General features: G+C 64.1%; 11 protein-coding genes. 7 read left to right on the plus strand and 4 right to left on the minus strand.

The features are described 5' to 3' along the window. Window positions 1-89 precede the first annotated feature (89 nt). Window positions 90-515: a DUF1330 domain-containing protein gene (locus tag GGD66_RS27675; RefSeq protein WP_092251565.1), complete on the plus strand. Its 426-nt coding sequence runs from the start codon at window positions 90-92 to the stop codon at window positions 513-515. 136 nt (window positions 516-651) lie between these two features. On the opposite strand, the gene GGD66_RS27680 is transcribed toward GGD66_RS27675, so the two are convergent. From GGD66_RS27680 to GGD66_RS27690, 3 genes are all read right to left on the minus strand, one after another. Next, window positions 652-1,878 (minus strand): ABC transporter substrate-binding protein, encoded by a 1,227-nt coding sequence (locus GGD66_RS27680; RefSeq protein WP_183259572.1) that lies wholly within the window; start codon window positions 1,876-1,878, stop codon window positions 652-654. Window positions 1,879-2,065: 187 nt separating this feature from the next. Continuing rightward, window positions 2,066-3,307 carry an ABC transporter substrate-binding protein gene (locus GGD66_RS27685; protein ID WP_038970676.1) on the minus strand — a complete coding sequence of 414 codons (1,242 nt, stop codon included), beginning with the start codon at window positions 3,305-3,307 and terminating at the stop codon, window positions 2,066-2,068. 155 nt (window positions 3,308-3,462) lie between these two features. After that, window positions 3,463-3,876, minus strand: coding sequence for a DUF1304 domain-containing protein (locus tag GGD66_RS27690; RefSeq protein WP_018319526.1), 414 nt, complete (start codon window positions 3,874-3,876; stop codon window positions 3,463-3,465). A gap of 39 nt (window positions 3,877-3,915) precedes the next feature. Between GGD66_RS27690 and GGD66_RS27695 the strand changes: the two genes are divergently transcribed. After that, a complete protein-coding gene (locus GGD66_RS27695) occupies window positions 3,916-4,446 on the plus strand; it encodes a methylated-DNA--[protein]-cysteine S-methyltransferase (protein WP_183259573.1) in 531 nt (176 codons plus the stop codon). Window positions 4,447-4,592: 146 nt separating this feature from the next. Here GGD66_RS27695 and GGD66_RS27700 read toward each other — a convergent pair whose 3' ends face one another. Continuing rightward, window positions 4,593-7,382 carry a [protein-PII] uridylyltransferase gene (locus tag GGD66_RS27700; RefSeq protein WP_183259628.1) on the minus strand — a complete coding sequence of 930 codons (2,790 nt, stop codon included), beginning with the start codon at window positions 7,380-7,382 and terminating at the stop codon, window positions 4,593-4,595. Window positions 7,383-7,570: 188 nt separating this feature from the next. Here GGD66_RS27700 and GGD66_RS27705 point away from each other — a divergent pair, with 188 nt between their 5' ends. The 5 genes from GGD66_RS27705 (at window position 7,571) to GGD66_RS27725 (ending at window position 11,917) form a co-directional block, all read left to right on the plus strand. Further along, a complete protein-coding gene (locus GGD66_RS27705; protein WP_183259574.1) occupies window positions 7,571-8,542 on the plus strand; it encodes an aliphatic sulfonate ABC transporter substrate-binding protein in 972 nt (323 codons plus the stop codon). Window positions 8,543-8,750: 208 nt separating this feature from the next. After that, entirely contained in the window at window positions 8,751-9,596 is an 846-nt protein-coding gene (locus tag GGD66_RS27710; protein WP_183259629.1) for an ABC transporter permease, read from the plus strand. Window positions 9,597-9,600: 4 nt separating this feature from the next. Continuing rightward, the gene (locus GGD66_RS27715; protein WP_018319533.1) at window positions 9,601-10,386 is read left to right on the plus strand and encodes an ABC transporter ATP-binding protein; all 786 of its coding nucleotides are present in this window, start codon (window positions 9,601-9,603) and stop codon (window positions 10,384-10,386) included. Window positions 10,387-10,440: 54 nt separating this feature from the next. Continuing rightward, window positions 10,441-10,950, plus strand: coding sequence for an OsmC family protein (locus GGD66_RS27720; protein WP_028139616.1), 510 nt, complete (start codon window positions 10,441-10,443; stop codon window positions 10,948-10,950). Between the two features lie 157 nt (window positions 10,951-11,107). Next, the gene (locus GGD66_RS27725) at window positions 11,108-11,917 is read left to right on the plus strand and encodes a hypothetical protein (RefSeq protein ID WP_183259575.1); all 810 of its coding nucleotides are present in this window, start codon (window positions 11,108-11,110) and stop codon (window positions 11,915-11,917) included. The last annotated feature ends 205 nt before the right edge of the window (window positions 11,918-12,122 follow it).

The raw sequence follows: 12,122 nt of genomic DNA on the forward strand, positions 1-12,122 counted from the left end.
CGGCATTCGATCGCCGCAGTTCCGCTGGTTGCGTGCCGGAGCTAGGATCGCCGGCACAAAACACGAGGAAACACGCAGAGGAAGCACGCATGGGCCATATCGATCCGACCAAGGAGATTTTCGCGCAATTCCGGGAGAACGACCGTCCCGGGCCGATCCACATGCTCAACCTGGTGCGTCTGCGCAAGGAGGCGGCCTATCCGGATGGCCGCAAGGCAAGCGGCGCCGAAGCCTACGCGGCCTATGGCCGCGAGAGCGGCCCGGTGTTCGAACGCCTCGGCGGCCGCATCATCTGGCAGGGCAGATTCGAGCTGATGCTGATCGGCCCGCAGGACGAGCGCTGGGACCATTGCTTCATCGCCGAATATCCTGATGTCGGAGCCTTCGTCGAGATGATCCGCGATCCCGTCTACCGCGAGGCGGTCAAGCATCGCCAGGCCGCAGTGGAGGACTCGCGGCTGATCCGGCACGCCGTGCTGCCGATCGGGAAGAATTTTGGAGAGATACCGGAGTAGCTCGTAGGGTGGATAAAGCCCCGGGGTGCGCGAATGCGCATCCGGGGGGCGTGCCCACGACTTTCGTCGCGATTATGGAGAGATGGTGGGCACGGCGTTTGCGCGCCTTGCCCACCCTACGAAGTTGCGTGTGCAGCTAACCCGCCGGACCCGCATCCTCCAGGATCGGGCCGAACAGCTCCCAGCGCTCGCCGTTGAACTTCATCATCTGAAGCTGCTTGTTGACGCGGTAGTCGGTCGCCGAGGTGTTGGCCTTGATGCCGGGCAGCGCGGTGTCGCCGATGAAGTCCTTCAGCGAGGCGGCCTGCTTCATGACATTCTCGCGCGTCAGGTTGTCGCCGCACTGCTTCAGCACGTGCACCAGCAGCTGGGCGGTGCCGTAGCCATAGGTGTTGAAGCTCGAATCCTTGTCGCCGTCAGGATAGTACTTCGCCATGAAGTCGAAATATTTCTTCATGCCGGCATCGTCCTTCCACGCCGGATCGAGCGGATCCTTGCCGTAGTTGACGCTGATCACGCCCTTGGATGCCTCCAGGCCCGCCGGCTTCATCACCGCGCCGACCGAAGTGGCGTTGATGTCGACGATCTGCACCGGATGCCAGCCCATCTCCGCGATCTTCTTGATCGCCTGCGCGGCCTGCTTCGGCGTGGTCGCGCTGAAGAACAGGTCGGCGCCGGCATCCTTGATCTTGAGAATCTGCGAGTCGATGGTCGGATCGGAGACCTCGTAGGAGGCTTCCGTCACGATCATCTTGCCAGCCTTGTCGCCGAGGCCGGCCTTGATGCCGTTCAGATAGTCCTTGCCGAGATCGTCGTTCTGATAAAGCACGCCGATCTTGGCGTTCGGATGCTCCTTGAGGACGTACTGGCCGTAGATGCGGCCCTCGACGAAATAGTTCGGGTTGTAGCCCATGGTCCAAGGGAAGTTCTTGGGATCGGTGAACTTCGAAGCGCCGGTGGCGGCGAACAGCTGCGGCACCTTCTTGGAGTTGAGATATTTCTGCACCGCTGCGTTCGAGGGCGTGCCGACGATCTGGAAGGTCAGCAGCACCTCGTCGCTCTCGACGAGCTTGCGCACCTGCTCCACCGCCTTCGGCGGCGAATAGGCGTCGTCATACTGGATCAGGTTGATCTTGCGACCGTTGATGCCGCCCTGGTCGTTGATCATCTTGAAATAGGCGGCCTGCGTCTTGCCGATCGTGGCATAGGCTGATGCCGGCCCCGAGAACGGCACAGTCTGTCCGACCTTGATCTCGGTGTCGCTGGCGCCCGGATCATATTTCTTCTGGGCATTGGCCGCTGAAATTGACAGCGCCAGAGCAAGCGCCGTGGCCGCGGCCAGATGCAGCATTCCATTCCTCATTCGCAATTCCCTCAGTTGTTATTGCCGATGATCTCTCGGCGCGCGCTTGCGCATCCGATGCCATCGCTGAGGGCGAGTGTGGAGGAACGATTGTTGCGACGCAAGGTGGGCGTTCGTAGGGTGGGTTAGCCTTGCGGGCTGCGCGAAGTGCAGTCCGCTGGGCGCAACCCGCCCTACGAGATCGGGACTAGCCCGACGGTCCCGTGTCCTCGATGATCGGTCCGAACAGCTCCCAGCGTTCGCCGTTGAACTTCATCATCTGCATCTGCTTGTTGACGCGGAAGTCGTTCGGCCCGGTATTGATCTTGATGCCGGGCAGCGCGAAGCTCGGCGTGAAGTCCTTGATGTTGGCGACCTGCTTCATGATGTTCTCACGGGTCAGATCGTCGCCGCATTGCTTCAGGACCTGCACCAGCAGCTCCGCCACGGAATAGGCGTAGGTGTTGACGGTGTTGAGCTTGTCGCCTTCCGGGAAATACTTGTCCATGAAAGCGAAGAAGGCCTTCACGCCGGGATCGTCCTTCCACTGGGGATCGCTGGGCTCCTTGCCATATTGGGTCGAGATGATGCCCTTGGAGATGTCGAGGCCGGCCGGCTTCAGCGTTGCCGAGATCGGGCTCGCATTGATGTCGAGGATGTGCACCGGCGTCCAGCCGAGGTCGGCGAGCTTCTTGATCGCCTGTGCCGCGAATTTCGGCGTCGAGGCATCGAAGAACACGTCGACGCCCATCGACTTCAGCTTGACCACCTGGGAATCGACCGTCGGGTCGGTGACCTCGTAGGAGACCTCGCCGACGATCATGCTTGCGGCCTTGTCGCCGAGGCCGCTCTTGAGGCCCGCGAGATAGTCGCGGCCCATGTCGTCGTTCTGGTAGAGCACGCCGATCTTGGCGTTCGGATGCTCCTTGAGAATGTATTTGGCGTAGATGCGTCCCTCGGACACGTAGTTGGGATTGTAGGCGATGGTCCAGGGATAGTTCTGCGGATCGTTGAAGCGGGCCGCGCCGGTCGAGGCCAGCAACTGCGGCACCTTCTTGCCGTTGAGATATTTTTGCACGGCGGCGTTGGCCGCGGTGCCGATCAGCTGGAAGGTGAACAGCACCTCGTCGCCCTCGACGAGCTTGCGCACCTGCTCTACCGTCTTCGGCGGCGAATAGGCGTCATCATACTGGATCAGATTGATCTTGCGGCCGTTGATGCCGCCCTGATCGTTGATCATCTTGAAGTAGGCGGCCTGGGTCTTGCCGATATTGGCGTAGACGGAGTAGGCGCCGGAGAACGGCACGGTCTGGCCGATCTTGATCTCGGTGTCGGTCGCCCCGGTGTCGTATTTCTTCTGGGCGAAGGCTTGGCTTACGAAGGCTTGGTTCGCGGAGAACGCGAAGGCGAGCGCTGTCGTGGCAGCTAAGAAGGCTCTGCGATTGGTCATGTTGGTTGTTCCTCCTGACGGAATTTTCGGCCGATGGTCTTTTCCCGTCGATTGCAACGGTCGCCATCGCTGCCGAAGATTGTGGAGGAAGGTTCGCCGCCGCGCAAGGATCGCGGCGCTGCGCCGTAGCGTCTCAGGCCGAGGGGGCAGGCGTCTCAGGCCAGGAACAACGCGACCAGCGCGACCGCCGCCGGCAGCGCCTGCACCATCAGGATGCGGCTGCTGACGGTCGCGGCGCCATAGGCGCCGGCCACGATCACGCAAAGCAGGAAGAACGCCTTGATCTGGAATGCGAAGGCCGGGTTGCCGTGGACCAGACCCCAGATCAGGCCGGCGGCGAGGAAGCCGTTATAGAGGCCCTGATTGGCGGCCAGCACCTTCGTGATCTCGGCCTTCTCCGGCGTATTGCGAAACACCTTCAGGCCCTGCGGCTTGTCCCAGAGGAACATCTCCAGGATCAGGAAAAAGACGTGCAGCGCGGCGACCAGCGCCACCAGGATATTGGCGATCAGGATCAAGTTGAGCTCCCCCAGCGTCAGCTTTCGGGTGGACGATAGCACGGCCGGCATGGCAAGTGCGATGGCATGTTTCGATGCTATGGTGCCACCATGCCCGGGCGATCAACCAAACCGTCTGCAAGCTTCGGCCTCGATCGCCTGACGACGCCGATCGGGATTGCTCTGCTCGTCACCGATGCCGAGGGTGCGCTACGCGCACTGGACTGGGAAGACTATGAGCATCGCATGCGCGAGCTCTTGCGCTTGCACTACGGTGCGGTCGATCTCAGCGACCGGCCTGCGCCTGCATCCATGCGAACGGCGTTATCGGGTTACTTCGAAGGCGATCTCGGTCAGCTCTCGGCCATCGCATGGCGTATCGCCGGCACGCGGTTTCAGCAGAAGGTCTGGAACGCGCTGGCTCACATCCCCGCCGGCACCACGATGAGCTACAGCGCGCTGGCCGCAAAGATCGATGTGCCAAAAGCCATTCGTGCCGTCGGTCATGCCAACGGCTCCAATCCGATCAGCGTGGTGCTGCCCTGCCACCGCTTGATCGGCGCCGACGGTTCGCTGGTGAAATACGGCGGCGGGCTCGAGCGCAAGCGCTGGCTGCTGCGGCATGAGGGAGTGCAGGTTTAGGTCTCTCTCCTCGTCATTCCGGGGGCGCCGCGCAAGCGGCGAGCTATGGTGCGCAATTGCGCACCTGAGAATCCATCCTGCCACCGACTCCGCGGATGAATGGATTCCGGGTTCGCACTACGCGCTCCCCGGAATGACAGACTATATCACGCCGCCGGCTGGACCGCCTTGTCGCCGGCCATCACATGGGTCAGCGCGCTCTTGATCGCGGCCTGGCGGGTCGGCGCGCTGATCTGCGCACCCAGGAGGTCGGTGACGTAGAACACGTCGCGGGCGCGCTCGCCGAAGGTCGCGACATGGGCGGAGGCGATGTTGAGGTTGAGCTTCGAGATCGCGGTGGTCAGCTCGTAGAGCAGGCCGGGCCGGTCGAGGCCGGAGACCTCGATCACGGTGTAGCGGTCGGACCATTGGTTGTTGATGGTCACCTCAGGCTCGATCACGAAGGGCCGTGCCTTGCTGCGCACCGTGCGCCGCGCCACCACTTCAGGCAGGCGCAGCTTGCCTTCCAGCACGTCCTCGATCATCTCGCCGATGCGTGTGGCGCGCCGTCCCTCGTCCTCGTCGCGGTCGTATTCGCGCGAGATCGAGATGGTGTCGAGCGCGCGCCCGTCGGTCGTGGTATAGATCTGGGCATCGACGATGTTGGCGCCGGCCGAGGCGCAGGCGCCGGCGATGATCGAGAGCAGCCACGGATGGTCGGCCGCGAAGATCGTCAGCTCGGTGACGCCGCGCACCTCGTCGAAGCCGACATTGATCGCGAGCTTGTGGCCGGCCTGTTCGCTGGAGCGGACGAAGCGGGCGTGGCGAATTTTTCGTGGCAGCTCGACCTTGAGCCAGTAGGCCGGATAGTGCCGGCCGATATAGGCATCGAGCTCCTCCGCCGGCCATTCGGCGAAGGCATTTCGGAATTCAGCGTAGGCGGCGGTGAGGCGCTTGCCGCGGTCGACCTCCGAGAAGCCGCCGGTCAGCACCGGCTCGGTCTCGTAGTACAGCGAGCGCAAGAGCTGCGCCTTCCAGCCGTTCCACACCCCGGGACCGACGCCGCGGATGTCGGCGGTGGTCAGGATCGTCAGCAACTTCATCTGCTCGACCGACTGCACCACGGCGGCGAAATTCTCGATGGTCTTGCGATCCGAGAGGTCGCGCGACTGCGCGACCGTGGACATCGTCAGATGCTCCTCGATCAGCCAGGCGATGAGCTCGGTGTCGGCCGGGCTGAACCCAAGCCGCGGGCACAGCCGTCGCGCCACCTTGGCGCCGGCGATCGAGTGGTCCTCCGGCCGGCCCTTGGCGACGTCGTGCAGCAGCGTTGCGATGTAGATCACCGACCGGTGCTCGGGCCGGGACTTGCGCATCAGGTCGCTGGCCAAAGCGAATTCCTCGATGCCGCCGCGCTCGATGTCCTGGAGGAAGCCGATGCAGCGGATCAGGTGCTCGTCGACGGTGTAGTGATGATACATGTTGAACTGCATCATCGAGACGATCTTGCCGAAGGCACGGATGAACTGGCCGAGCACGCCGGTCTCGTTCATTCGCCGCAGCACGATCTCGGCGTTGTCGGAGGTCAGGATCTCCATGAACAGCCGGTTGGCTTCGGGATTCTCGCGCATCTGCGCGTTGATCAGGCCGAGCGATCGCGTCACGTCGCGCATCGCATCCGGATGGAAGGCGAGGTTGTTCTTCTGCGCGAGGCGGAAGATGCGGATCAGATTGACCGGGTCGTGCTTGAACACGTCGGGCGCGGCGACATTGATGCGGTTGTTGTCGACGATGAAGTCGTCGCTGTCGGGGACGCGCCGCTTCGCCGCGGTCGGCCGCAGCCGCGCCATCATCCGGCTCAGGACCGGCGCGGGCTTGGCCTGCTGGTCCTCGAGCTTGGCGCAGAGGATGGCGGTGAGGTTGCCGACTTCCTTGGCGACCAGGAAGTAGTGCTTCATGAAGCGCTCGACATCCTGCATGCCGGGATGCGAGGTGTAGCCGAGCCGCACCGCGATCTCGCGCTGGAGGTCGAAGGAGAGACGCTCTTCGGCGCGGCCGGAGTAGAAATGCAGATTGCAGCGCACCGACCAGAGGAAATCGGCGCAGCGGCGGAAGCTGCGGTATTCCTGCGCATCGAACACGCCGCGCTCGACCAGCTCGCCGGTGTCGCGGACGCGGTAGACATATTTGGCGATCCAGAACAGAGTGTGCAGGTCGCGCAAGGCGCCCTTGCCGTCCTTGACGTTGGGCTCGACCAGATAGCGCGACTGGCCGCCGCGGCGGTGCCGCTCTTCGCGCTCGGCGAGCTTGGCTGTGACGAATTCCGATGCGGTGCCCTGCACGACCTCCTTGTCGAAGCGCGCGACCAGCTCCTCATAGAGCGGCTTGTCGCCGGTGAGGAAGCGCGTCTCCAGGATCGCGGTGCGGATGGTCATGTCGCCGCGCGCCTGCCGGATCGACTCGTCCACTGATCGCGTGGCGTGGCCGACCTTCAGCCCCATGTCCCAGAGGCAATAGAGGATAGCTTCGGCGACCTGCTCGCCCCAGGCGGTCTGCTTGTAGGGCAGGATGAACAACAGGTCGATGTCGGATTCGGGCGCCATCAGGCCGCGGCCGTAGCCGCCGGTCGCGACCACCGCCATGCGCTCCGCGCCACTCGGGATCGGCGAGCGATAGAGATGGCGGGTCGCCGCCGAATACAGGATGCGGATGATCTCGTCCTGCACATGACAGAGCCGCTCGGCGCAGCGACGGCCGTGGCGGTCCTTCAGAAGGATTTCCTGTGCCGCGGCGCGTGCCGCGATCAGCTCGGCCTTGAGCAATTGCGCCATGGCCGTGCGGAACGCGTCCTCGCGTCCCTGGTGCTTTTCGGCAAGCGCATCGACCGCGGCGGTGATCCGCGCAGTGTCGAAACGATCATCCACCTCGGCCTTGTGCTCAGTCGTGACGCTGTCCATGTCCCACCGGATATAAGAGGTGACAGGCGCTGTCACCCGCCATTCTCTGGCAATAGTCGTTCCATGCTGGAAAGGCGCGGCTTTTGGCAAATCTGTTCTCGGCCGGCGCGCTTTCGAGGGACGGATTTTCTCGTTGACCTCTAGGTATAACTCATTGAAAAACAATGAAGTTTTGGAGGAGGCTGGGCATGACCGGAATTACACGACGCATTCTGTTGGCGGGAGCGATTGCGCTCGCCGTGACCCCCGCGGCCAAGGCGGCCGATCCGCTCAAGGAAATCCGCATCGACTGGGCGACCTACAATCCGGTGTCGATGGTTCTGAAGCAGAAGGGGCTCCTTGAGAAGGAGTTCGCCAAGGACGGCATCACCGTCACCTGGGTGCAGTCGGCCGGCTCCAACAAGGCGCTCGAATTCCTCAATGCCGGCTCGATCGATTTCGGCTCGACCGCGGGTTCGGCGGCGCTGGTCGCCCACATCAACGGCAACCCGATCAAGTCGATCTATGTCTATTCGCGCCCTGAGTGGACGGCGCTGGTGACATCGAAGGATTCCAAGATTGCCGGCGTGGCCGACCTCAAGGGCAAGCGCGTCGCGGTGACGCGCGGCACCGATCCGCACATCTTCCTGGTGCGCGCGCTGTTGGGAGCGGGCCTCACCGAAAAGGACATCACCCCGGTGCTGCTCCAGCACGCCGACGGCAAGACCGCGCTGATCCGCAGCGACGTCGATGCCTGGGCCGGCCTCGATCCGATGATGGCGCAGGCCGAGGTCGAAGAGAGCGCAAAGCTGTTCTACCGCAAGGCCGAAGCCAACACCTGGGGCATCCTCAATGTGCGCGAGCAGTTTTTGAAGGACTATCCCGACGCTGCCCGCCGCGTCCTCGCCGTGTACGAAGAGGCGCGCAAATATTCGCTGGCCAATTACGACGAGCTGAAGAAGACCTTCATCGCGGTCACAAAACTCCCCGAGGCCGTCGTCGACAAGCAGCTCAAGGAGCGCACCGAGCTCACCCACAGCCGCATCGGCGCGCCCCAGCGCGAATCGATCCTCGCCGCCGGCCTCGCCCTCCAGCAAGCCGGTGTCGTCGATGCCAAGGTCGACGTGAAGGCGACGCTGGATGCGTTGATCGACGATCAGGTCCCGCTGCCGACGAATTGATCTTCTCTTACCCTCCCCTGGAGGGGGAGGGTCGATCGCGCGTAGCGCGAGCGGGGCGGGATGATCTCTCCTCTCGGGCAGTCCCGTGAGGAGAGGTCACCCCGCCCCGCTGTGCATTTCGCTTCGCTGCATGCCCACGACCCTCCCCCTCCAGGGGAGGGTAAGAGGCACCCTTGCATTCCCCGACCGGACGCGCTTGCTAATGGCCATGATCTCCGACGCGCCAGCCTTGCAACAATCCTCGGAACCCGCCGAAAGCGCCGCCGCGCCCTCGCGCATGGCGCGCTATGCGCGGCCGATGCTGGGGCTGCTGCTGCCGCTCGCGCTCGCGCTTGGCTGGGAGCTCGTGGTGTGGCTCGGCTGGTCCAACGGCCGGCTGGTGCCGCCGCCTTCGCGCGTCTTTGCCACCATCGCCGAACTTGCCCGCTCCGGCGAACTGGTCCGCCACGTCATAGCGACGCTGTGGCGCGTCGGGCTCGGCTTCGCCTTCGGCGTGGTCGCGGGCACGTTGTTGGGGGCCGTCTCCGGCTACTGGTCGCTGGCGCGCCGGCTGCTGGATCCGACCGTGCAGGCGCTGCGGGCGATTCCCTCGCTCGCCTGGGTGCCCCTGTTCATCCTCTGGCTCGGCATCTTCGAGACCTCGAAGGTCGCGCTGATCGCGGTCGGCGTGTTCTTTCCGGTCTATCTCGGCGTGATGGGCGCGATCCTCTCGGTGGATCGCAAGATCGTCGAGGTCGGCCGGACCTTTCGCCTCTCCGGCTTCGCCATGATTCGTCGCATCCTGTTGCCGGCGGTGCTGCCGGCCTACGTGGTTTCCCTGCGCGTCGGTCTCGGCCTCGGCTGGATGTTCGTGGTCGCAGCCGAGCTGATCGGCGCCTCCGAAGGCCTCGGCTATCTCCTGCTCGACGGCCAGCAGCTGGGTAAGCCCGCGCAGATCCTCGCCGCCATCGTGATCTTCGCCATCCTCGGCAAGCTCACGGACTGGTTGATCGAGGTCGCGGCCGCGCCTTTCCTGCGCTGGCAGGATGCCTTCGGGCGCGCGAAGGGAGCTTGAGGCGATGCTTGCGCTCGACCGGGTCAGCAAGACCTATCCCAACGGCGTGCAGGCGCTTTCACGCTTCTCCGCTGAAATCAGGCTGGGCGAGATCATCGCCATCATCGGCGGCTCCGGCTGTGGCAAGTCCACGCTGCTGCGTGCCATCGCCGGCCTCGATCGCGCCAGCGCTGGCACGGTGACGCTCGACAACGAGGCGATCGTCTCGCCGCATGCCAAGATCGGCATCATCTTCCAGGAGCCGCGGCTGCTACCCTGGCTCAGCGTCGCCGACAATATCGGTTTTGGACTCGCCGATCTGCCCGCGGCCGAGCGCCGCGAGAAGGTCGCGCGTGCGCTCGAACGCGTCGGGCTGGCGGAAAAGGCGCAGGCCTGGCCGCGCGAGCTCTCCGGCGGACAGGCGCAGCGGGTTGCGATCGCACGCGCGCTGGTGCCGCAGCCGGAGGTGCTGCTGTTGGACGAGCCGTTCTCCGCGCTCGATGCCTTCACCCGCAGGGATCTCCAGGATCATCTGCTCGACCTCTGGGCGGACACGCGGCCGACCCTCATCCTCGTCACACACGACGTCGACGAGGCCGTGGTGCTGGCCGACCGCGTGCTGGTGATGCGGCCGCGGCCGGGCCGGTTGTTCGACCAGATCGAGATCAATCTCGGCCGGCCGCGCGACCGCAATTCGCCGCTGTTCGAGAATTTCAAGCGAAGTGTGCTGACGTCACTCGACCGTTCGCTTGACCGCAACGTGCCCGACCGTGACGCAACCCAGGGTCCCGGTCAGGCCATGTGGTGGTGACAATTTCGCTCTGAACCGGTACATCGAGGGTCAATTTTCCGGGAGAGAACGAAAATGGACGCTGCAGAGCTGCGCCAGATGCAGGCTCCGATCAAGGAGCGCTACAAGACCGATCCCAAGACCGCACTGATCACGCTGAAGGCCAAGGGCTCCACCGACAGCGAAGGCATCGCCTGCAAGGTCGAGACCGGCCGCGCCATCGCGCTTGCCGGCCTGCATCCGGCGACCGGCGGTTCCGGCCTCGAGCTTTGCTCCGGGGACATGTTGCTCGAGGCGCTCGTCGCCTGTGCCGGGGTCACGTTGAAGTCGGTCGCGACTGCGATCGAGGTGCCGCTCAAGACCGGCAACGTCTATGCCGAGGGCGATCTCGATTTCCGTGGCACGCTCGGCGTCGACAAGGAGACCCCGGTCGGCTTCGCCGAGATCCGTCTGCGCTTCGAGGTCGATACATCGGCGCCGCAGGACAAGCTCGATCTCCTGCTCAAGCTGACCGAGCGATATTGCGTGGTCTATCAGACCATCAAGAACGGCCCGAAGGTGTCGGTGTCGATGCAGCGGATGTGAGTCTCTTACCCTCCGATCGCGCATAGCGCGAGCGGGGTGGGGTGATCTCTCCACTCGGGCACCGTCGCCGTTGAGAGACTGTCACCCCACCCCGTTTCATATTTCGCTGCGCCCAATATGAGCCGACCCTCCCCCAGGGGAGGGTAAGAAGCCAAAAATGTCCCCCGATCTCCACTTCTTCCTCTTCCTTCTCCTGCGCATGGCGATCGCGGCGGCGTTCGTCGTGACGGCCTCGATCATCACTGAGCGCGCGGGTCCGGTGATCGGCGCGCTGGTCGCAACCCTGCCGATCTCGGCCGGTCCCTCCTACGTCTTCCTCGCGCTCGACCACGATGCCGCGTTCATCGCGCAGGGTTCGCTGGCGAGCCTTCCGATCAATGCGGCGACGATCTTCATGTGCCTCGCTTATGTCGTGCTGGCGCAGCGGCATGGTTTCGCGGTGAGTTGTGGAAGCGCGGTTGCCGTCTGGATCGTGCTGGCCTCGATCATCCGCCAGTTCGACTGGTCGCTCACCGCCGGGCTCGCCGCCAATCTGATCGCCTTCGGCATCTGCATTCCGCTCCTGGCGGGCTATCGCCATGTGAAGATGCCTCTGGTCACGCGCCGCTGGTACGACGTGCCGATGCGGGCTGCGCTGGTCGCGACCCTGGTCGCCATCGTGGTCTCGACTTCGGGCTGGGTGGGACCCCGCATCAGCGGCATTATCGCGCTGTATCCCGTGGTGTTCTCCAGCATCATGGTGATCCTGCATCCGCGCATCGGCGGCCCGCCGACCGCGGCGGTGCTCGCCAACTCCGCCTGGGGCCTGCTCGGATTCGGCACGGCGATTGCCGTCTTGCACGTTGCGGTCGTGTCGTTCGGCTCGGCCGTCGGTCTGTGTCTCGCGCTCGGCACCTGCATCGCCTGGAATCTGACGCTGTGGGGAATCGGCCGGCGAACGATGCACAGGGCGCGGCAAGGACCGTGAGACTACGGACACGCGCGACACCGCGTCGCGAAAGACATGTCGGAGACGGCATCTCATGCCGACGGGCAACGCGGCATCTTCCCAAGCCATTGAATGAGAAATGTCATTTCAAGTCGCAGGGGCGCGGGTGGCGGCTCTCGACGCCCGCCGGATCGTTCCCCGTTCTGCTGGTTTCCGACAATTCTATTAGAACTTTGTTCGAGCT

The sequence above is a fragment of the Bradyrhizobium sp. CIR48 genome, from assembly GCF_014198315.1.
In the GTDB taxonomy this organism is placed as follows: Bacteria; Pseudomonadota; Alphaproteobacteria; order Rhizobiales; family Xanthobacteraceae; genus Bradyrhizobium.

Excerpts from the sequence above, each read along its gene's own strand:
- GGD66_RS27675 (WP_092251565.1), top strand. The coding sequence starts at position 90 with ATGGGCCATATCGATCCGACCAAGGAGATTTTCGCGCAATTCCGGGAG.
- GGD66_RS27680 (WP_183259572.1), bottom strand. The coding sequence starts at position 1,878 with ATGAGGAATGGAATGCTGCATCTGGCCGCGGCCACGGCGCTTGCTCTG.
- GGD66_RS27685 (WP_038970676.1), bottom strand. The coding sequence starts at position 3,307 with ATGACCAATCGCAGAGCCTTCTTAGCTGCCACGACAGCGCTCGCCTTC.
- GGD66_RS27690 (WP_018319526.1), bottom strand. The coding sequence starts at position 3,876 with ATGCCGGCCGTGCTATCGTCCACCCGAAAGCTGACGCTGGGGGAGCTC.
- GGD66_RS27695 (WP_183259573.1), top strand. The coding sequence starts at position 3,916 with ATGCCCGGGCGATCAACCAAACCGTCTGCAAGCTTCGGCCTCGATCGC.
- GGD66_RS27700 (WP_183259628.1), bottom strand. The coding sequence starts at position 7,382 with ATGGACAGCGTCACGACTGAGCACAAGGCCGAGGTGGATGATCGTTTC.
- GGD66_RS27705 (WP_183259574.1), top strand. The coding sequence starts at position 7,571 with ATGACCGGAATTACACGACGCATTCTGTTGGCGGGAGCGATTGCGCTC.
- GGD66_RS27710 (WP_183259629.1), top strand. The coding sequence starts at position 8,751 with ATGATCTCCGACGCGCCAGCCTTGCAACAATCCTCGGAACCCGCCGAA.
- GGD66_RS27715 (WP_018319533.1), top strand. The coding sequence starts at position 9,601 with ATGCTTGCGCTCGACCGGGTCAGCAAGACCTATCCCAACGGCGTGCAG.
- GGD66_RS27720 (WP_028139616.1), top strand. The coding sequence starts at position 10,441 with ATGGACGCTGCAGAGCTGCGCCAGATGCAGGCTCCGATCAAGGAGCGC.
- GGD66_RS27725 (WP_183259575.1), top strand. The coding sequence starts at position 11,108 with ATGTCCCCCGATCTCCACTTCTTCCTCTTCCTTCTCCTGCGCATGGCG.